This is a genomic window from Tropicimonas sp. IMCC34043, assembly GCF_003390845.1.
GTDB lineage: Bacteria > Pseudomonadota > Alphaproteobacteria > Rhodobacterales > Rhodobacteraceae > Tropicimonas.
The window spans coordinates 42,904-62,544 of sequence record NZ_QMEK01000009.1; the positions used below are offsets into that span (position 1 = coordinate 42,904).

Consider the following 19,641-nt stretch of genomic DNA (forward strand, 5'->3'; position numbering starts at 1 on the left):
AAAGGAGAGACTGTTGCTTCTGGGCTGCATCGCCGATGATTTCACCGGGGCGAGCGACCTTGGCAACACGCTGACCCGCGCCGGTCTTCGCACCACGCTGATGACCGGGCTGCCCGCAAGCCATGATGCTGTGGATTGCGAGGCGGGCGTCATCGCGCTTAAGACCCGGCCGATCCCGGTGGCGGAGGCGCTGATGCAGGCGCTCGGCACCGACCGCACCGTGTTCGTCCCCACATTCCCAAGCACTGGGCGGAGGGTGTTCATGGGGCATCTCTTCGTCAATGACACGCTGCTGAACGAATGCGGGACGCAGGACCATCCGCTAACTCCCATGAAGGATGCCGACATCCGCCGGGTTTTGGCCTCCCAATCGAAGGCCGGCGTGGGGCATCTGCCCCTGGCCGACCTGCGCGCCTGCGCAGCGGCGGACCGTCTTGGCGCCGAGGCCAGGGCCGGTCGCCCGCTGATCGTCTGCGACGCCATCGAGGACAGCGACCTGATCGGCATTGCCGAAGAGGTGGCCGACTGGCCACTGATCACCGGGGGCTCCGGTATCGGGCGCGGGCTCGCCGCGAATTTCCGCAAGACCGGGGTCGCCACCTCTTCGCCTCCAATCCGTCCGGCGGAAAACGGGCCGGCGGTGGTGCTTTCGGGGTCGTGTTCGCGCATGTCGAACCTGCAGGTGGCCCACGCGCCGAGGCACATGCCGGGCTTTGCCATCGACCCTACTGCGCTGATGTCGGTTGCGCTGGATCTCGACAGCGTCAAGGCCTTCGTGCGCGCCTCCGGCGACGGGCCAAAAATCATCTATTCCACTGCGGACCACGATGGGCTGGAAACCGGCCGCGCCTCTTATGACCACGCGGAGTTGGCCAAGAAGATCGAAGATTTCTTCGGTGATCTCGCCCGGGACCTGGTTGCCGAGGGGCATCGCAGGATCGTCGTCGGCGGGGGCGAGACCTCGGGCGCGGTGGTCGGTGCACTGGGTCGCGAACAGTTCGATATCGGTCCCGAGATCGACCCCGGCGTGCCTGCTCTGGTGGCGCGCGACGGGTTGCGTATCACTTTGAAAAGCGGAAATTTCGGTCAAGAAGATTTCTATGACCGCGCCCTTCGCGTCTCGGAAACCGCATGACAGAAGACCAGCTTCGCGCGGATATCGTCCGCTTCGCCAAATCCCTGTTCGACCGCAGCTACACCGCCGGGTCCTCGGGCAACATCTCGGTCAAGCTCGAGGACGGGTTCATCGTAACCCCGACGAATGCCTGCATGGGCTTTCTCGACCCGGACTGCCTGACGCGGCTGGACAAGACCGGCACGCCTCTGTCCGGCGACAAGCCCACCAAGGAATTGCCGCTGCATTTCGCCATGTACAAGGCGCGTCCCACCGCCCGCGCCGTGGTGCATCTGCATTCGACGTACGCCACGCTTCTGTCCTGCCTCGAAGGCACCGATCCGGGCAGGACCCTCGCGCCGATCACGCCCTATGCTGTGATGCGGCTTGGCGATGTACCTATGGTGCCGTACACGAGACCGGGTGCCGATACGGAGATCCCCCACATCGAGAAGGCCGAGGAAGAGCATCCGGCCGTCCTGATTGGCAACCACGGCCCCGAGGTCAGCGCAGACAGCCTCGAAAAGGCAGTTTTCGCCTCCGAAGAACTCAAGGACACCGCGAAGCCGATCGTCCTTGCCGGGGACCGCCCGGTGCGCCTCCTAGACCAGGACGACATCGACGAGTTGAATGCAACCTTCCGTCTGAGGGGCTGATATGAAAAGACTTTCCGCAAATCTTGGCTTTCTCTGGAACGAGCTGGACCTGCTCGACCGGATCAGGGCCGCGGCAGACGCAGGCTTCAAAGCTGTCGAACTGCACTGGCCCTATGATGTCCCGGCCCAGGACATCCTGCGCTGCTGCCAGGATACCGGCGTTCGGCTCCTGGCGATGAACTCGCCGCGGGGCGATCTGTCGAAGGGCGAAAACGGTCTGGCGGCGCTGCAAGGCCGCGAGAGAGAGTTCCGCGAGGGCCTTCTGCGTGCCGCCGAGTTCGCCATCACCGCTGGCGCACAGCGGATGCACATCATGGCTGGGGTAACGCCCAATACGCCCGCAGCACGGGCAACCCTTGGCGAAAACCTGCGCTGGGCCGAGGCGACGGTTCCCGAGCTGAGATTCCTTCTTGAGCCCCTGAACAATTTCGACGCGCCGGGCTATCTCTATCATCTGCCAGAACAAACCGTCCGAGTCATCGAAGAGGAGAGGCTGGGACGCACGCAACTCATATTCGATATCTACCATGTGGGGCGTGAGGGGCTAAGCCCCGCGAAAGAATTCGACCGCTTCCGCGAAAATGTGGGCCACGTCCAGATCGCCGCCGTCCCAAACCGGACCGAACCACATGCGGGCTCCGTCGACATCGCGGCTACCCTAAACCACCTACTCCGCAGCGGTTACTCGGGTTGGATCGGCTGCGAATACAAGCCTGAACGCACGGTTTTGGCCGGTTTGCCCCACCTGATTCAGCTTATCTCCTGCCTTGGCGCAGATCCTGGGAAGGCGGCACCAAGCTCATGATCTCTTGATTCGGCATTCGCCATATATGGTTAGTTCACAGAGAATGTACGGAAATGATATCAGAATCTTATACGCTAGTGTTTGGGTTCTCAATAATAGAAACGTAGTTGTGAAATATCTAGAGAAGAGCATCATTTATACGAGTTTGCCACCCGGGGCCACCGGATCGAAAGTGTTCCACGACGTCCGGATCTCGCCGCAGAGTTGTCGAAACCTTCGGTGATGGATGTTCTGGCCGTGGCCTGACCGCTTTGGGAGATGAGGTCTGTAAGCTGGTTCACGCTCCTGAGCCCCGACTCTCCTCCGATCTTTCGGAGAGTCCGCGGGTTGAATTTCTGGGGCTACGCGACGCGCCTCTCCAGCCCCTTCTTTGCCATGAACTCGGCTGGCGGGATGTTCCCGAGGCCGGAGTGCGGGCGGTGGTGGTTGTAGTCGTGTTGCCAGGCGCGGATCGTCTCCCGGGCCTCGCCGAGCGTCGAGAACAGGGTCTCGTTCAACAGCTCATCGCGGAGCCGGCCGTTGAAGCTCTCCACGAAGCCGTTCTGCATGGGCTTGCCCGGCGCGATGTAGTGCCATTCGACGCCGGTCCGTTGGCACCATGACAGGATCGCCATGGAGGTCAGCTCCGTGCCGTTGTCGGAAACTACCATGGTAGGGCGCCCCCTGCGGGCGATCAGGCTATCGAATTCCCGAACGACGCGATGCCCTGATAGCGACGTATCGGCCACCAGTGCCAGGCATTCCCGGCTGTAGTCGTCTACCACGGCCAGAACGCGGAACCGGCGCCCGTCCGTCAGCGCGTCGCTTACGAAGTCGAGGCTCCAGCGGGTGTTGGGCGCAACCGGGAGCAACATCGGGCGACGCGTGCCGAGGGCCCGCTTGCGGCCGCCCCTACGGCGCATCTGGAGCTTCTCCTCGCGGTAGAGCCGCCTCAGCTTCTTGAGGCTCATCACAATCCCCTGCCGTTCGAGCATGACGTGGATGCGCCGGTATCCGAAGCGACGGCGCTCGGCGGCCACCGCCTTCATCGCGGCCCGAGCTTCACCGTCGTCCGGGCGCACGCTGCGATACCGCACGCTCGACCTGTCTATGGCCAGAGCCTTGCACGCCCGGCGCTGGCTCACCCCGTGGGCCTCCACGACATGCGCCACCGCGTCCCGCCTTGCGCCGGGCGCTACCATTTTTTTGCCGCCACATCCTTCAGGATCGCGTTGTCGAGCATCGCTTCCGCCAGAAGCTTCTTGAGCCTGGCGTTCTCGTCCTCGAGCGCCTTCAGCCGCCGGGCCTCCGAGACCTCGAGCCCGCCATATCGGGCCTTCCACTTGTAGAACGTCGCAGAACTCACGCCGTGCTTCCGGCACACATCGGCCGTCGCCATCCCGGCTTCCTGTTCCTTCAGGATGCCGATGATCTGCTCATCGCTGAACCTCGATCGCTTCATCGTCCGTCTCCTCGTTGGAGCGGACTCTACCAAAAACTGGAGGAAGATACGGGGCTCAGGTCATCGCCATTGGTCCGGGCGACAATGGCGACTGCGTGAAGCGCGACGCGGTCGCGCATCCGAGGTCCCTGCTCGGGTTCTCGGAAAGGCGGGCGGGTTTACCGGGGCAAGCGACATTCAAGCTCGAAAGGAGCCAGTTCGTCGCAGAGTGTAAGCGCTGAATACTGCGGATCCCATCCGGGACTTCCGTGAACGATCCCACGGGGCAGCGGCACGGTGTTTGCGCGCTGCGATGACCCGCTTGCCTACGCGCAATTCCCGCACACGCACCTGACCCGAGTCGGTAGGTTCCGCTAATATATTGAAATATTGCGTGAAATTGTGCGCCACGCCGGGTGATGATGAGAACTATGTCTACGCCATAGCCCTCTAAATTCCAGCAGTGTTTCTGAGGACAACACATTGGAATAAAAAGTAATTCTATCTCGTTGGCGGGTAGGTGACATTTCGAGCCGTTGCTGGCCGCCAAGGTGCGGCAGCCAGACCCCATGGACTCTCGATACAGTATGGAGGGCCAAAGCCTCCATCTGTCGACGACGGCGCTCGCACGGCCGCACGTTTGTGATCGGCGATTTTGGGGCCGGGAGCCGTCGGCCCGCTTGTGGAACGTAACGGGCTGGAAGTGGACATTCCGCCCGTCGAGAAGAGGTCTTCTCCATGCTCGCTATATCGGCTGCCGCAGAATAGGCTGAGAGAACGGTCACCGCTTTATATGGTACGAGCTCTCATGATGGTCACGATTGACGCTTCCCCAGCAGCGCAAGACCGTGCTGCCTTTGGCAACGAGTTGCGCGCGAAGGCAATCGGGGATGCCGCCACACAGGCGACCATGCAGCCTTGGGTTGCCATGAAGTGCTATCAGCTCAGTCGCGGCGGTCGGGTGTCGCAGATGCATACTCTGGACCTGGGAAGCCAGCAGATCGTTCAGGAGCACCAGTTTGCTGCCGTCCAGAAGCTAGGCTCCACTCCTGCGAATTTCTGCACAATTTCATACTCTACGCCGAGTATGGCGTTCCGTTTTTCCGACCACGCGACTAGCTGTTCGGAGAGCATATTCTTTATGCCTGAGCGAACCGATTTTGACATCTACGTGCCCGCAGGCACTCAGACGGCCTATATAGGGTTCTCACAACGGGAGTTCCTTGAGGCTGCGCGAGCGCTTAATCCCGCGGCGTGGGACTTGCCGTCGAGACAAGTCTCTCAGTTCCAATGTGCACAACTTGGGGAGCTCAAAGCAGCCGTGGCTCACTGGCTTTGCGCCGCGGAAACGGCTGCGAGCGCAGGAGACATACTGGCCCCTGAGGTCCTGCGCGCCATTATCCTTGAGACCGTGCTGCGCGTCTTAACCGCCAGCGCAAGCGACAAAACTATCCTATCCCCGTTGTCCGCGAGGTCCCGCGCCGTAAAGATCTGCCGCATGGCCCGAGAATATGTTGATGAGCGTTTGGCAGCGCATGAGATGCCAACCATCGTGGACATCTGCGTGTCGCTCTCGGTTTCGGAGCGAGCGCTTCTCTACGCATTCCACTCATATGTCGACATGTCTCCCCAAGCCTATCTGCGTCTCTGTCGCCTAAACCACGTCCGCACAACCTTGCTGGCGGGAAATCCGACGACTACGACGGTGACGCATGCCGCCATGCAGATGGGTTTTCTGCATCTCAGTCGATTTGCTGGCGACTACAGGCAAGTCTTCGAAGAAACGCCCAAGGTAACGCTCGCGCGGCGCTCGTAGCTCCATTGGGAAGGGCCATACTCAGTATTTGCGGATATCGGATAGCGGGGGCGATTCTTCGCGTTTAAGTTGTCCAGACGGCGAGAACGTGAGCCTTAGAAAGGGCCCGTTCCCTTTGCTCCAAGCGGCAATGATCCAGCCGGCCGCGCTGTATGCGTCCGACTGCAACAGCGGCAGACAGAAACACTTTTTGGGAGAATGCGCATGTGCCAAAATTGCCCGACGGGAACAGTTAGTCGGCGTGGCCTCATCGCCGGGGGGCTCGCTCTCACTTTAGCGTCGCCCTTGATTGTATCGGCCGCCGCTCAGGAGAGCGTCGAGGCCGCGCCTGTCTCACCTGAGGCGGCGCTGCAGCGTCTGATGGATGGCAATGCGCGCTATGTCGACAATGCGGCGGTCAATGCGGATCACTCCGTCACACGTACGGCCCGCACCCAAGGGCAGCAGCCTTTCGCAGCCATTGTCACTTGCTCGGATTCCCGCGTGGCGCCTGAGCTCATTTTTGATCAGGGGCCAGGAGAGCTTTTCATCATTCGCGTGGCGGGCAATTTCATCAGCGAAGAGGGTCTGGCGACGCTCGAATACGGCGTGGCTGTACTGGGTATCAAGACCATCGTGGTGCTTGGCCATACAGCGTGCGGCGCAGTTGAGGCTACGATCGCTTCAATCAACAACCGTGAACTCCCCCCGGGCCACCTGCCCAGTCTCGTCAACGCGATCCGACCGGCCGTCTATGAGGTGATGGACAGCGCACCCGATGACCTGCTGGCAGCGGCGACGGCCCAAAACGCCAGGCGCAACGCCGAACTCGCAAAGACAGAAGGTCCGATCCTGTCGGAAGCCTATGCCGCCGGCACACTCAACGCCGTGGCCGGAATCTATGACATTGCCACTGGCAGGGTGACAATGCTCTAGGTTGCTCTGATAGCATCGCCGCTCATACCCAAACCCCGGATTGACGATGAAACTGTTCTGTGCCGCTGCCGCCGTTGCGATTCTGGCCGCCACTCCGACATCCGCGGAGGATGCACTGCTGAACGAGACGGTGGCGTTCACCGGCCAGATATTCCATCTCGACAGTGGCGTTCCGGGGCTGGTCATCGCCGCAGTGCGAGACGGTGAGTACGCGGTCTTCGGCTTCGGCGAGGTCAGGAAAGGCAGCGGCCGGGAGCCGGACGGCGACACACAGATCGGCGTCGGCTCTATCAGCAAGACTTTCACCGGTCTCGCGCTCGCCCATACGGTCGCCGCCGGCAATGCCGCTCTGACCGATCCCGCCGGACCGCATGTCGGGATCGTCGAGGCTTTACCCGAGCGCGAAGGGCGCGAGATCCGCCTGATCGACCTCGTCACCCACTCCAGCGGGTTGCCGCGCGAACTCGTGCCGGTCGCGGGCGTCGCGCGCTACAGCGACGAATCCTTTGCGGCCAACCTCGCGGGCGATCCGTTGCTGTTCCCCCCCCAGACCGGCATCCTCTATTCCAACATCGGCTTCGATGTGCTGGCGATGGCGCTCTCGGGACTGTCCGGAATACCCTATTCCGACCTCCTTCAGGAGACGGTGCTCGGTCCGATCGGCCTTGAGGCCACTGGATTTCCCCGGCCCCGCGGAGACAATGTCATGACGGGCTATGACTGGAACGGCGTCGAAATGGATCCGGGCGAGCCGATCCCGAACCGCTTCGGCGCCTCGTCGCTGCACACCACGGCCAACGATATGGTCAAATATCTTCAATGGAACCTCGATCGCTTCGGGCAGGATGGCGCCGAGGCCCGCGTCCTCAGCCACGCCGCCTGGCTGATGCGGGACGGACTGGTTCCGGTCTCAGGCATGGATGAATCCGGGCATATGGACGCCATGGGGCTCGGGTGGGTAATCATGATGCCGGACGGCGACCGTCCGCTGGTGATCCAGAAGGCAGGTGGAACCGACGGCGTATTTAGTTACATTGCTTTCGCTCCCTCACATGGCGTCGGTGTGTTCATCGCCATCAACCAGTTCGACTTCTCCGCGGCAACGGCAATGGCCCGTGTTGCAAATCGGCTGATTGCTACGCTCGCCCCTCGCTAAGCAGCGGCGCAGTGCCTGCAGGCGCGCCAAGGACATCGCCGCGGGGTCATGGACCAAACGGGAACGGCAGGGTCTGCGATCCGGAAACACGTCACTGAATGGCGACAATGAACCGGCCCGGGTTTGCCGGAGGCTGGTTGAGATGAGCTACGCGGCCATGGTTTGAGTTTCCAGAGCTGCTGAGGTGCCCCTAGTTTCCTGGACACCTGCCTCGTTCAGTTTCTGCTGTCTGATTTCGAAGTCAACGGGCGACAGCATGCCGTTGTTCGTATGTTTGCGTTTCGGGCTGTAGAAGAGTTCGATGTATTCGAGCACGTCCTGCCTTGCCGCGCCGCTTCTCTGGTCGGATAGGTGCGACGTCTGACCCGCTCCCGTTTCAGCAACTGGAAGAAGCTTTCGGCGACCGCGTTGTCATGGCAATTGCCGCGCCGGCTCATGCTGGGTTCGAGGCCGTGCTGACGGAGGAAGGTCTGCCATTCGCGGCTGGTGAACTGGGAGCCCTGGTCTGAATGCACCATGACCCGGTCAGCCGGCTTTCGTCGCCAGATGGCCATCGGAAGCGCTTGGAGCGCCAGGTCCGTCGTCATGCGGGATTGCGCGGACCAACCGACGACACGGCGGCAGAACAGGTCGATGACGACACAGAGATACAACCAGCCTTCATGCGTCCGCAGAACTGAACGAGGCAGGTGTCTAGGAAACTAGGGGCACCTCATCGCTCATTTCTTCAGGCGGTGGTGGGTAGCGGATCGGTACCCTCGTTGAGGATGGTCAGATAGGCGCGATAGCTAAAAACACGCCCTCGCTTTCGCCCAGTAATCTCCTCAAGGATTCCGAAGCGTTCGAGGTCGGCGAGCGCTGCATTGACCGTTGGCGCCGACAGACCGGTGTGCTCGACCAGCTGGTTCGCGTTCAGGAACGGGTGCTGCTGGAACAATTCATGGATGCGCAGTGACGAACCGGCGCGGTCGCTTTCTGCTGTGATGCGCTCGCGATCCTCCTTGAACAGGTCGACAATCCGTGTGGCGGCATCGAATGCCCGGTTCGCCGTTTCGGCCACGCCGGCAAGGAAGAAGTCGAGCCAGGCTTCCCAGTGGCCGTGCTCGCGCACCTCTTGAAGGAGCTGGTAATAGTCAGCGCGGTGCGTCTTGAGAAACAGGCTGAGATAAAGCAGCGGCTTTTGCAGCACGCCATTGACGCAGAGATACAGCGTGACCAGCAGGCGGCCGATGCGGCCGTTGCCGTCGAGAAACGGGTGGATGGTCTCGAACTGGACGTGCAACAGCCCGGCCTTGATGAGCGCCGGAAGGCGAGACTGATCCTCGTGCATGAAGCGTTCAAATGCGCCGAGGCATTCGTCCAGTTCGGTGACCGGTGGCGGCACATATAGCGCGTTGCCCGGACGTGTGCCGCCGATCCAGTTCTGCGAGCGCCGAAATTCACCGGGGTCCTTGGTGCCGCCACGCCCGCTTTGCAGCAGGCGCGCATGCATCTCGCGGATCAGTCGCAGGGACAGCGGCAGTTCCTGCAGCCGTTCCAGTCCATACATCATCGCATCGACGTAATTCGAGACCTCGCGGATGTCGTCGATCGGCTGACCGGCCTGTGCTTCGGTCTCGAAGCGCAGCAGATCGGTCAGTGTCGATTGCGTCCCTTCGATCTGCGAGGAAAGCACCGCCTCCTTGCGGACATACATATAGAGAAACAGTTCCTGACGCGGCAGCAGCATCGTGATGCCGTCCAGCCGCCCCAGGGCGCGCTCTGCAAGGCTGAGACGGTCCAGAAGTACCAGCACGTCGATCGTCGGCACCGGCGGTAGAGGCGGAGGCACGAAAGCGCGCACGGTCTCCCCCGCAACGGGTGTTTCTATGAAGCGGCCAAGGCGTTGGTTGGGGTCGGAATCGCTCATGCCCCATTATGATGTCCAACGCTTATTTAAGCAATACGGGCTTCACTTAAATAGCGGACGGGCTAAGATAAGCGGGCTTAACTAGCGAATTGAGGGTCGTATGAGCGGGTATACTCAGCGGGTTCGTGACAGCATCCTGCCGCTCTCCGTAGTCGGAATCCTCCCCGATGCTTTCGCGGAATGGTCATTTACAGAGAATACCATCGATCACGAAGCGCCGGTCGAAACCTGTCAGCTCTGCGGACAGCAGGAGCTACGCTATCATTTCGAGATCGCCAATGCCTACACCAATGGTCGGCTGTGGGTCGGGTCGCACTGCATTCTTCAGTTCGACGTCGCCGTGCTGGAGGATGGACGCCGGCTATCCCCGACCGAAGCGAAGCGCCATCTTACCAAGCTCACGCAGAAGATGCAGATGGAGTCCTGCATCCGCGCGCTGGAGCAACTCGCACGGTCCGAAAACAATCCGATCCTCTCGGGCGCCCTCGATTACTACCGGCGAAAGAAAAAGCTGACGCCGAAATATGCCGCCGTGGTCTTTTGGAAGCTCCAGGCTTTCAACATCGATCATCACCCGTCCTTCTTCCAGGTCGAGCTACGACGGGCCCAGCATATCGCGGATCTCCGTCAGATGCCGACATCGCGCGTACCCCGGTTCTGGAGCGCATTGTCGACAGCACAACGCCGAAAAGCAGTTGAGCTCGGTCACCAGCCGCCCACAGGATGACCACCAATATCGGCTGACTGAAAGTCAACGCGCCGCCAATTGGAACTTCACAGACCGATTTCTGAAGGATCGGGAGGGGAATGCCTTCCCCTGCGGCCGAGCCTGTAGTCTCGGCCGACCCCTTCGAGGCGGGGGATCCCGCGACCACGCCTCGGCGCGATGGTCCTTGCCCTGCGCGTCCCGGAACCGCACCTCGTGGGTGCCGCTGGACTGCACCTCCGCCACGACCTTGGCGATGGTCGTGCCGTCATCCTCCGCCAGGCGGTCGACGCACCTCCGGACCAGGAAGCCGGTACCGAGTTCCTCGGCCAGGAAGTAGAGCTCGTAGATGTCGCTCTCGCGGTCGCCGACATGCACGCAGCCCCCCCGCGCGCCCGCCATCTCGGTGGACAGGCGCAGATTGTCGAGCCAGCGCGTGCTTTCCTTCAGCTCAATGGGCACGCGGGTCGGGTTGATCCTGCGTGACCTGAGCCCCGTAACTTCCTCCAGTTTTTGGTAGAGTCCGCTCCAACGAGGAGACGGACGATGAAGCGATCAAGGTTCAGCGAGGAGCAGATCATCGGCATCCCTCCCGATCATGCCATGAATATGCCCGCAAAACCGGCGGTTTGTCGCGCCGTTTGTGCTGCGCGCTGCGCCGTCCGAGCGACGGATCGGACCCACGCAGAGCCGTCGAAGCGGCGGCCGAATCCGGGGGCTCTCGGCCATGGCGCTGAGCAGATCATCGTTTCTCCTCTGTCGAAGCTTGCCGTTCGGAGTCTCCGCGAACCGTACCGATCGGCGGCGGAAGCAGGACCGTGGCTGTGATGCCCGGGAGATCGTGCAGGGCATCGAGGCGCGAGATGTTTTTGGCGAAGGTGACGGCTAGGTCTGCGCGTCCATGGCGTGAGAGGGCGTTCGGGCCGCGAAGCCGCCAGTCGACGGATCGGGCCCACGCCTGTGTCAGGCCCGCTGGCTCCAGACCTTCTGAAACGGCGAGGAGCGCCGGAGCAGGATTGTATCGGGGAGAGATTCCGTTGGAAACAATTGCGGCCTGCAAGTCCCGCCAAGCCGGGGTCCAGGGCAGGTCCCTAAAGGTTCGAAGGGAGCGCAGATCTTTCACGTAGCATTGCATCTGATTGTTATGACGGTTCCAGTCGAGCGCTTCCGGAACAAGGCGAAGAAGTCCCTCAAGAGTCGCCTGGTTCTGGCCGCTATCAACTGCCACCTCTGCGAGTGCCCGAACGGCCATGCGAGCCGCACGTTTGCTGCTGTCGGCGCCCCCGCGGAGTGACAGAAGCCACTCGAGGTCCCGGGCCACGCAATCCGTCAGGTCCCCGGCGTTCCGTCTACGATCCGGCAGGCGGCGCAAGGGCCGGAGCGGCAGAAATGGTACGAGTTTCGGGTCAGAACGCATTTCGTTCATGAGCCGGAGCGCCAATGCGATCTTAGTCCCGTCTGACCGGCTGGCTTTGTCACGTAAGGCCAGAATGCGGGCTTGGTCCAACTCCGTTGGGGCGAGCCCAGCGTTGAGGGCCGCCGACTTCAATGCATAGAGCGGGTGCAGCTGCGTGACGCGCAGGTAGAGGGGATCTTCCGGCGTGGCCGCTGCGACCGCCCGTTCCACGCGTCGGTAGGAGAGGGCAACGGGGGCAGGTTTGCACCCGAGGTCGGCGGCGGCCTTGAGGATCCGGTTCAGACCGTCCCGGTTGCGCTTGATGGTCCGCAGGGTCAACCGCGGTGTGAGCCGCTCTGACAACAGCGCGCGCTTCTCGGTGTCGGAGATGTGGTTCATGCCCCGGATCTGCTCGATGATCTCGGCATCGGCGCTGTCTGCATCGGCGATCTCGTCGTTCTTGGTTCGCTGGTACTTCGACGGATCCATCGGTGCGGTTCGGCAATAGCGGTTCTTTCCATGGCTCTTGCCATGTTTCTTGGGAAGCCGGGCCATCCAGACGAAGAATGCGTCCTGGTCCTTTTCGGTGATCGCCGAGACCGGGATGTCGCCGAAGAAGGCGACCAGAAGCTGCGCGGGTGCGTCGATGTTCCCCTTCATGCTCTTTGTCGGGTAGAGTTCGAGCGTCCGCTTCCAGGCTGCAGAGATCAGCACCGGTTCGGCGACGAATTCCTCGACCGAGGCGCCCGAATGACGTTCGACGACTGTCGCAGCAACGCTGCGAACGTCTCCTCCGTCGAGCACATGGGCCTCGAGGTCCAGAATCTCTCGGGCCAGGTCGATCGCGCGCCGACCGATGGCCGGGGGCAAGGGGGCTTCGAGCGGTACACCGACGGCCATGGCCGCGTCCACAACTTGCTTCTCAACCTGTGAGAAATCATTCCGTCGGGCCGCGCGCCGCTGTTGGCTTGAGGCTGTTTCGAGCCCCTCGATTCGGGTGTCGATCTCCTCGTCGGTTCGGGCGATTGCCATGTCCTGCTCGTGCAGGATCCGGGCGAGTTCTCTCCGGAGCACTTCCGCCAGGATCGTGGTTGCCTTCTCTTCCGTGAGCGTCTGGTTGTTCAGATCTTGCATCAGTTTCGCCTCTTCGCGTTGCCAGGCGGCGAGAAGCCGGGAGGCCCGGCCCATCGCCCCCGCGCGGAGAGGGGTTCGAAGCGAAAGACAAAAGAATTCTTTCGTGCAGTTTCTTGCGATGACGTTGGGTAAGCGCTTTCGGAAATAGAAGATGTCGCCCCGGCGAAGCAAGTAAGGGCCGGCTGGACGACGCCGGCCGAAAGAGCGGGCTGACTGGCGCGCCGCGGGCCGGTTCGGCAGGGCATGTGTCACAGTTTGTGTCACACTCTGGTCGGGTTGTGACAAACCCAAATCAGGCCCCGAGATGGGGCTATGATTTGGTTGTATTTTTTGGATTGTGCGCGGTTTCCTGGCTGGGGTGGTAGGATTCGAACCTACGGTACACGGTACCAAAAACCGCTGCCTTACCACTTGGCTACACCCCAGCAGCGGAGCGGTTCATACTGGCAGGACGGGGGGGCCGCAAGTCCCTTCGGTCAAAATTCCGTCACGAATGTCCCTGCGCGGGCGGCAGGCGCAGAGGATGCGCCTTGGCCAGCCGGTCGAAAGCCATCAGCGTTTCAACAAGTGCGGGCATTTCCGACAGTGGGATCATGTTCGGCCCGTCCGATGGCGCGGTGTCCGGCGCTTCGTGGGTTTCGATGAAAACCGCCGCGATGCCGAGGCTGACGGCGGCGCGTGCCAGCACCGGTGCGAATTCGCGCTGACCGCCGCTCGCCCCGCCAAGCCCGCCCGGCTGCTGCACCGCGTGGGTCGCGTCCATGACCACGGGGAACCCGGTCTGCGCCATCCTTGGCAGCCCGCGCATGTCGGTCACCAGCGTATTGTAGCCGAAGGAACTGCCGCGTTCGGTCAGCAGGATCCGGCGATTGCCGGTGCTTTCGACCTTGGCCGCGACATGGTCCATGTCCCAGGGCGCCAGGAACTGGCCCTTCTTGATGTTGACGACCGCGCCGGTTTCGCCCGCCGCGACCAGCAGGTCGGTCTGGCGACACAGAAAGGCGGGGATCTGCAGGATGTCGACCGCCTCGGCCGCGATGGCGCATTGTTCGGGCGAATGCACGTCGGTCAGAACCGGGCAGCCGACAGCCTCGCGAACGGCGGCAAGCATCTCGAGCCCCGCCGCCACGCCGGGGCCGCGCCGTCCGGCGACCGAGGTGCGGTTCGCCTTGTCATAGGAGGCCTTGAACACATAGCCCGCGCCCGCCGCGGCGCAGGCCTCGGCCATCGCGCGTGCGATCATCAGCGCGTGATCGAGCGATTCGAGCTGGCAGGGACCGGCGATCACGGTCAGCGGACGCGCGTTGCCGATCGTCACCTTGCCCACATTGACATCCGTCATCGCATCCTCCTGTCGCGGTCCTGCCGGCCCTCGCCGGTGCGGGCGTGACGATAGCGTCATCAGCGGCGAATGCCAGTGGACTTGCAGGCGGGGCTTTCGTTCCGGCGGGCCATCGGCCTAAAACCCTGGGATGACCGACGATCTGGCGCACCGCATCGCCGCCTGCCGGCTTTGTGCCGACCGCTTTGCCGCAACCGCGACGGCCCATGCGCCGCGCCCGGTGGTCTGGTTCCGCAAGGACGTGCGGATCCTGATCGCGGGTCAGGCGCCCGGGGCGCGGGTGCATGCCGCCGGGATCCCGTTCCACGATCCCTCGGGCGACAGGTTGCGCGACTGGCTGGGGCTGTCGCCCGAAGTCTTCTATGACCGCGATCGGGTGGCGATCGTGCCGATGGCCTTCTGCTTTCCGGGATATGACGCCAAGGGCGCCGACCTGCCGCCGCCGCGGCTCTGCGCCGAGACCTGGCATGACGCGGTGATGGCAGAGCTGGGCGAGGTCCCGCTCAGGATCCTCGTTGGCGGCCACGCCCATCGCTATCACCTTGGCGCGCTGTCGGCGGGCGGTGTAACGCGGACCGTGGCGCGCTGGCGCGACCTTGCGCCCGCGGTCTTCCCCTTGCCCCATCCGTCCTGGCGCAATACGGCGTGGCTGAAACGGAATCCCTGGTTCGAGGCCGATCTGGTGCCGCGGCTCAGGCAATGTGTGGCAGAGGTGATGGCATGAGCGAAGACCCGACCATCCTCGATCAGGCGCGACGCGCGATGGAGGCATCCCCCGACGATGCGGGCGCGCGTCTGCGATTCTATGAACGCCTCGCCGACGGCGAGCTGTTCTTGCTGCTCGAATCCGAATCGGATGGCGACAGCATCACGCCGCAGGTGTTTCCGATGGACGCCGGCAATGTGGTGCTGGTCTTCGACCGCGAGGAGCGGTTGGCGGCCTTCCTTGGCGGGCCGGCGCATTTCGCAGCTTTGTCGGGCCGGCATGTGGTGCGGATGCTGGCGGGGCAGGGGATCGGGCTTGGCGTCAATTTCGGCGTCGAGGGCGTCGAGATCGCGATCCCAGCCGAGGCGGTCGACTGGCTGGCCGAGACGCTGGCCCATCGGCCCGAAGTGGCCGAGGAGATCCCGCGTGAGGTGTCATCCCCGGGCGAGGTGCCCGAACGGCTGCTGATCGGGCTCGATGCCAAGCTGGCAGGGGCCGCGGGTCTGGCCCGCTTCGCCTATCTCGCCGGGGTCAGCTATGACAGCGGCCGCCGTGGCCATCTGCTTGCGTTCATCGACGCCTTGCCCGGCGCCGAGGATTCCCTTGCGCTCGCGGCTGGCGAGGCGCTGACCTTCTCGGGGCTGGAAGCGGGCGAGATCGACGTCGCCTTCTTTGCCGCAAGCGATGCCATTGCCGGGCGGCTTGCCAAGGTCGGGCTGCGCTTTGATCTGCCCGACCTGCCGCGGCAGGAGATGACCGAGGTCAAGGCCCCGGGCATGGACCCGGACGAGCCGCCGATCCTGCACTGAGCGGTTCCCTGTGACCGGGTTGCCCCCGGAGCCGGAGATCGTTCCTGTTTCGATACCGCGGGCGGGCGTTTTCCCCGAAAGCAGGCGGTGCAAAGCCGCCCGGCGCCGCTGCCGCCGGTCTGGCGGCGAGGGCTGCGCCTTGACATCCCCGCCCCCGCGCGCTTTCTCGGCGCCGACCGTGATACCGCCGAAAGGGCCCCCGACATGCACGCCTATCGCAGCAAGACCTGCGCCGATCTGACCCGCGCCAATGTGGGCGAAACCGTTCGCCTGTCGGGTTGGGTGCACCGCGTGCGAGATCACGGCGGGATCCTGTTCCTCGACCTGCGCGACCACTACGGTGTGACCCAGGTGCTAGCCGATCCCGACAGCCCGGTCTTCGCCGAGATCGAAAAGGTGCGCTCGGAATGGTGCATCCGGATCGACGGCGAAGTGAAGGCGCGCGATGCCGCCCTGATCAACCCCAAGATCCCGACCGGCGAGGTCGAGGTCTTCGTGCGCGATATCGAGGTGCTGGGCGCGGCCGAGGAACTGCCGCTGATGGTGTTCGGCGATCAGGAATACCCCGAGGAAACCCGCCTGCGCTATCGTTTCCTCGATCTGCGCCGCGAGGCGATGCAGGAGAACATGAAGCTGCGCTCGGACGTCGTCGCCTCTATGCGCCGCCGGATGTGGGATCAGGGGTTCCGCGAATACCAGACGCCGATCATCACCGCGTCGAGCCCCGAGGGCGCGCGCGACTTTCTGGTGCCGTCGCGGCTGCATCCGGGCAAGTTCTATGCCCTGCCGCAGGCGCCCCAGCAGTTCAAGCAGCTGATGATGGTGGCGGGCTTCGACCGCTATTTCCAGATCGCGCCGTGTTTCCGCGACGAGGACCCGCGCGCCGACCGCTCGCCCACCGATTTCTACCAGCTCGACATGGAGATGTCCTTTGTCACCCAGCAGGACGTGTTCGACACGATCCAGCCGGTGCTGTCGGGCGTTTTCGAGGAATTCGGCAAGGGCGCGAAGGTCGATACCGACTGGCCGCAGATTTCCTATCGCGATGCGGCGCTCTGGTACGGCACCGACAAGCCGGACCTCAGGAACCCGATCAAGATGCAGGACGTGTCCGAGCATTTCCGTGGCTCGGGTTTCGCGATCTTCGCCAAGCTGCTGGAGCAGGAGGGCACCGAGATCCGCGCCCTTCCCGCCCCCAAGGGCGGCAGCCGCAAGTTCTGCGACCGGATGAACAAGTTCGCCCAGGAACAGGGCCTGCCGGGGATGGGGTATATCTTCTGGCGGGAAACGAATGGCGAGATGGAGGCCGCAGGCCCCCTCGCCAAGAACATCGGCCCGGAACGCACCGAAGCCATCCGCCAGCAGCTTGGCCTCGAGGTCGGCGACGCGGCCTTCTTCCTTGGCGGCAAGCCCGCGGCATTCGAGACCGTCGCCGGCAAGGCGCGCACGGTGATCGGCGATGAACTGGGCCTGACCGACAAGGATCGCTTTGCCTTTTGCTGGATCGTCGATTTCCCGATCTACGAGAAAGACGCCGAGACCGGGAAGATCGACTTCGAGCACAACCCGTTCTCGATGCCCCAGGGCGGCATGGAGGCGCTGGAGGGCGATCCGCTGAAAGTGCTGGGCTTCCAGTACGACTGCGCCTGCAACGGCTACGAGATCCTGTCGGGTGCGATCCGCAACCACCGCCCCGAGATCATGTTCAAGGCTTTCGAGATCGCGGGTTACCCGAAGGAAGAGGTGACCAAGCGTTTCGGCGGCATGGTCAACGCCTTCCGCTTTGGCGCCCCGCCCCACGGCGGCTGTGCGGCCGGGATCGACCGGATCGTCATGCTGCTGGCCGACGAGGCCAACATCCGCGAGGTCATCCTGTTCCCGATGAACCAGCGGGCCGAGGATCTGATGATGGGCGCGCCGTCCGAGCCCACCAACGAACAGCTTCGCGACCTGTCGCTGCGGGTTGTCCTGCCCGACTAGGCGCGACAGCCCTGGGCGAGCCTCAGAACGGCCCGGTGCCGGTCAGCCGGGTCTCGACAAGGCTTGCGACGTGTCCCAGCGCGTGGTCGAAATCTGGCCCGCCACCGATGCCGCGCAGCGCGGTGGCGGCCTCTGCCAGCCGCTCGTCGCGTGCGGCATGGGCGACCGAGGACAGGAATTGTGCGGCATAGCCCAGTCGCGTCCGGTCGACCGGGCCTGCGAGGATCGAAGCGACCTGGCTCAGATCGTCCCGCAGCGCCAGCAGATCGGGCGTGATCTGATCGGACGTGACGGCGCGCGGGCCGGCCGGGCGTACCTCGACCGGCAGATGTTCGAGGATCGCGTGCTGGAATCCGGCCAGCGTCGGCACTGGCTTGCCGATAAATCCGTGGGCACCGGCGGCAATGGCCTGCGCCTCGGCCTCCGGGCTGCCGCTGGTGGCAAGGATCACGGGCACCGCCGCGTCGGCGCGCGCAAGCTCGGCAATCAGATCCGTGCCGGAGCCGTCGGGCAACCCCAGATCGACGATCGCCACCGAGGGGCGATAGGTTGCAAGGTGACGCCGCGCCGAGGCGAGGCAGTCGGCCCGCCGCAGCCGGGCGCCGGAGCGCAGGCAGAGCAGCCGGAATGCCTCGCAGGCATAGCGGCTGTCCTCGACCAGCAGGATCGTCAGGCCCTGCAGCGGGCGCTCGCGCGTCGGCCGGTGCTGGGGGGGAAGGGAAGCGAATTCTTCGTTCATCATCCGTCCTTTCTAGCTTTGCGTCAAATTTGCGGCGAATCAGGCTAACGGTCGGTAAACGGTCCATGCGTCGCACGAGGCGGCCTTGCCCAGCCCCTCCGACGGCGCGATAACCGCGCGCGAATGATCAGGCACAAGGAGCCCCAGCATGATCGGTCGTCTCAACCACGTCGCAATTGCCGTCCCCGATCTCGAGGCGGCCTCGGCGCAATATCGCTCGACGCTCGGCGCCGAAGTGGGCGCGCCGCAGGACGAACCCGATCACGGGGTGACGGTTGTCTTCATTCAACTGCCCAATACCAAGATCGAGTTGCTCTATCCGCTGGGCGAAAACTCTCCGATCACAGGCTTTCTGGAGAAAAACCCCTCGGGCGGCATCCATCACATGTGCTTCGAGGTCGACGATATCCTCGCCGCTCGCGACAAGCTGAAGGCCGAGGGCGCACGGGTGCTGGGAAATGGCGAACCGAAGATCGGCGCCCACAAGAAGCCGGTCCTGTTCCTGCATCCCAAGGATTTCAACGGCTGCCTGATCGAACTCGAGCAGGTCTGAGCCATGCCGATAGCTTCGGCCCTGGTCGTTCTGGCGGTCATCTGGTTTTTGGTGCTGTTCATCGTGCTGCCGCTGCGGTTGAAAACGCAGCGCGAGGCAGGCGAGGTCGTACCGGGCACCCCGGTTTCCGCCCCGACCGATCCGCAGCTTGGGCGCAAGGCCAGGATCGTCACGCTGATCGCCCTGCCGATCTGGGCGATCATCTGTGCGATCATCATCAGCGGCGCCATCACGATCGACGATATCGACATATTCCATCGCCACGGGATGGTGTCGACGGCGCCGCTGCCTGCCGCGAACGGGGTGGGCATGGCCGATCCTGCGGCGGTGTTCTGCATCGCACAGGGCGGCGAATTCCTGACCCGCGAGACCGAAGCGGGCAGCCAAGGACTATGCCGGCTGGCGGACGGGCAGGAGGTGGACGCGTGGGAGAATTTCCGCGCCAACCACCAGAGCAGGGGCGACTGACCGCCGGGCGGTGCGGT

18 protein-coding genes, 1 tRNA gene and 3 pseudogenes are annotated in these 19,641 nt (G+C 63.4%); 12 read left to right on the top strand and 10 right to left on the bottom strand.

All coding sequences use genetic code 11. The features are described from left to right. Positions 1-13 precede the first annotated feature (13 nt). The 3 genes from DQG17_RS20730 to DQG17_RS20740 are packed head-to-tail and all read left to right on the top strand — an operon-like array spanning position 14 to position 2,575. Positions 14-1,135, top strand: coding sequence for a four-carbon acid sugar kinase family protein (locus DQG17_RS20730; RefSeq protein ID WP_116134864.1), 1,122 nt, complete (start codon positions 14-16; stop codon positions 1,133-1,135). Further along, a complete protein-coding gene (locus DQG17_RS20735) occupies positions 1,132-1,770 on the top strand; it encodes an aldolase (RefSeq protein WP_116134866.1) in 639 nt (212 codons plus the stop codon). The genes DQG17_RS20730 and DQG17_RS20735 overlap by 4 nt, the downstream gene beginning before the upstream one ends. A gap of 1 nt (position 1,771) precedes the next feature. Next, positions 1,772-2,575, top strand: a complete 804-nt coding sequence (locus DQG17_RS20740; RefSeq protein ID WP_116134868.1) for a hydroxypyruvate isomerase family protein — start codon at positions 1,772-1,774, stop codon at positions 2,573-2,575. Between the two features lie 118 nt (positions 2,576-2,693). On the opposite strand, the pseudogene DQG17_RS20745 reads toward DQG17_RS20740, so the two are convergent. Both DQG17_RS20745 and DQG17_RS20750 read right to left on the bottom strand, forming a co-directional pair. Then, positions 2,694-2,807, bottom strand: a pseudogene (locus tag DQG17_RS20745) (BrnA antitoxin family protein); the annotation flags it as partial. Between the two features lie 109 nt (positions 2,808-2,916). After that, a protein-coding gene (locus tag DQG17_RS20750) for an IS3 family transposase (RefSeq protein WP_116134870.1) occupies positions 2,917-4,016 on the bottom strand; the annotation gives its coding sequence in 2 pieces (ribosomal slippage) (positions 2,917-3,767 and positions 3,767-4,016; 1,101 coding nt in all). Positions 4,017-4,803: 787 nt separating this feature from the next. Between DQG17_RS20750 and DQG17_RS20755 the strand changes: the two genes are divergently transcribed. The 3 genes from DQG17_RS20755 to DQG17_RS20765 all read left to right on the top strand — a co-directional run bounded on the left by DQG17_RS20755 (position 4,804) and on the right by DQG17_RS20765 (position 7,882). Continuing rightward, on the top strand, positions 4,804-5,811 hold the full coding sequence (locus DQG17_RS20755; RefSeq protein WP_157973705.1) for a helix-turn-helix domain-containing protein: 1,008 nt from the start codon (positions 4,804-4,806) through the stop codon (positions 5,809-5,811). A gap of 285 nt (positions 5,812-6,096) precedes the next feature. Further along, positions 6,097-6,726 (top strand): carbonic anhydrase, encoded by a 630-nt coding sequence (locus DQG17_RS20760; RefSeq protein ID WP_232829526.1) that lies wholly within the window; start codon positions 6,097-6,099, stop codon positions 6,724-6,726. A 46-nt stretch (positions 6,727-6,772) separates the two neighbouring features. Next, positions 6,773-7,882 (top strand): serine hydrolase, encoded by a 1,110-nt coding sequence (locus tag DQG17_RS20765; RefSeq protein WP_116134874.1) that lies wholly within the window; start codon positions 6,773-6,775, stop codon positions 7,880-7,882. Positions 7,883-8,029: 147 nt separating this feature from the next. On the opposite strand, the pseudogene DQG17_RS20770 reads toward DQG17_RS20765, so the two are convergent. Beyond that, positions 8,030-8,556: pseudogene (locus tag DQG17_RS20770) on the bottom strand (IS3 family transposase); the annotation flags it as partial. Between the two features lie 53 nt (positions 8,557-8,609). Continuing rightward, a complete protein-coding gene (locus tag DQG17_RS20775; RefSeq protein ID WP_116134877.1) occupies positions 8,610-9,791 on the bottom strand; it encodes a Fic family protein in 1,182 nt (393 codons plus the stop codon). A gap of 100 nt (positions 9,792-9,891) precedes the next feature. Here DQG17_RS20775 and DQG17_RS20780 point away from each other — a divergent pair, with 100 nt between their 5' ends. Then, complete coding sequence (locus DQG17_RS20780; protein WP_116134879.1) at positions 9,892-10,518, top strand: hypothetical protein; 627 nt, start codon at positions 9,892-9,894, stop codon at positions 10,516-10,518. Positions 10,519-10,542: 24 nt separating this feature from the next. Here DQG17_RS20780 and DQG17_RS20785 read toward each other — a convergent pair whose 3' ends face one another. The 5 genes and pseudogenes from DQG17_RS20785 to kdsA all read right to left on the bottom strand — a co-directional run bounded on the left by DQG17_RS20785 (position 10,543) and on the right by kdsA (position 14,369). Continuing rightward, positions 10,543-10,959 carry a hypothetical protein gene (locus tag DQG17_RS20785; protein ID WP_198666231.1) on the bottom strand — a complete coding sequence of 139 codons (417 nt, stop codon included), beginning with the start codon at positions 10,957-10,959 and terminating at the stop codon, positions 10,543-10,545. Positions 10,960-11,239: 280 nt separating this feature from the next. Then, complete coding sequence (locus DQG17_RS20790) at positions 11,240-13,027, bottom strand: hypothetical protein (RefSeq protein WP_116134881.1); 1,788 nt, start codon at positions 13,025-13,027, stop codon at positions 11,240-11,242. A 24-nt stretch (positions 13,028-13,051) separates the two neighbouring features. Then, positions 13,052-13,291: pseudogene (locus DQG17_RS22185) on the bottom strand (DUF6538 domain-containing protein); the annotation flags it as partial. An 86-nt stretch (positions 13,292-13,377) separates the two neighbouring features. Then, positions 13,378-13,452 (bottom strand) — tRNA-Gln (locus tag DQG17_RS20795). Between the two features lie 62 nt (positions 13,453-13,514). Further along, on the bottom strand, positions 13,515-14,369 hold the full coding sequence (gene kdsA, locus DQG17_RS20800; protein WP_116134883.1) for a 3-deoxy-8-phosphooctulonate synthase: 855 nt from the start codon (positions 14,367-14,369) through the stop codon (positions 13,515-13,517). Between the two features lie 130 nt (positions 14,370-14,499). On the opposite strand from kdsA, the gene DQG17_RS20805 reads away from it, so the two are divergent. From DQG17_RS20805 to aspS, 3 genes are all read left to right on the top strand, one after another. Continuing rightward, a complete protein-coding gene (locus DQG17_RS20805) occupies positions 14,500-15,093 on the top strand; it encodes a uracil-DNA glycosylase family protein (RefSeq protein ID WP_116134885.1) in 594 nt (197 codons plus the stop codon). Further along, entirely contained in the window at positions 15,090-15,884 is a 795-nt protein-coding gene (locus DQG17_RS20810) for an SseB family protein (RefSeq protein ID WP_116134886.1), read from the top strand. The genes DQG17_RS20805 and DQG17_RS20810 overlap by 4 nt, the downstream gene beginning before the upstream one ends. Before the next feature lie 204 nt (positions 15,885-16,088). Continuing rightward, positions 16,089-17,864, top strand: a complete 1,776-nt coding sequence (gene aspS / locus DQG17_RS20815; protein ID WP_116135001.1) for an aspartate--tRNA ligase — start codon at positions 16,089-16,091, stop codon at positions 17,862-17,864. Positions 17,865-17,886: 22 nt separating this feature from the next. Here aspS and DQG17_RS20820 read toward each other — a convergent pair whose 3' ends face one another. Next, positions 17,887-18,603, bottom strand: a complete 717-nt coding sequence (locus tag DQG17_RS20820; RefSeq protein WP_116134887.1) for a response regulator — start codon at positions 18,601-18,603, stop codon at positions 17,887-17,889. A 148-nt stretch (positions 18,604-18,751) separates the two neighbouring features. Here DQG17_RS20820 and mce point away from each other — a divergent pair, with 148 nt between their 5' ends. Next, positions 18,752-19,156: a methylmalonyl-CoA epimerase gene (mce, locus tag DQG17_RS20825; protein ID WP_116134889.1), complete on the top strand. Its 405-nt coding sequence runs from the start codon at positions 18,752-18,754 to the stop codon at positions 19,154-19,156. Positions 19,157-19,159: 3 nt separating this feature from the next. Beyond that, positions 19,160-19,624 carry a DUF1467 family protein gene (locus tag DQG17_RS22190; RefSeq protein ID WP_116134890.1) on the top strand — a complete coding sequence of 155 codons (465 nt, stop codon included), beginning with the start codon at positions 19,160-19,162 and terminating at the stop codon, positions 19,622-19,624. Positions 19,625-19,641 lie beyond the last annotated feature (17 nt).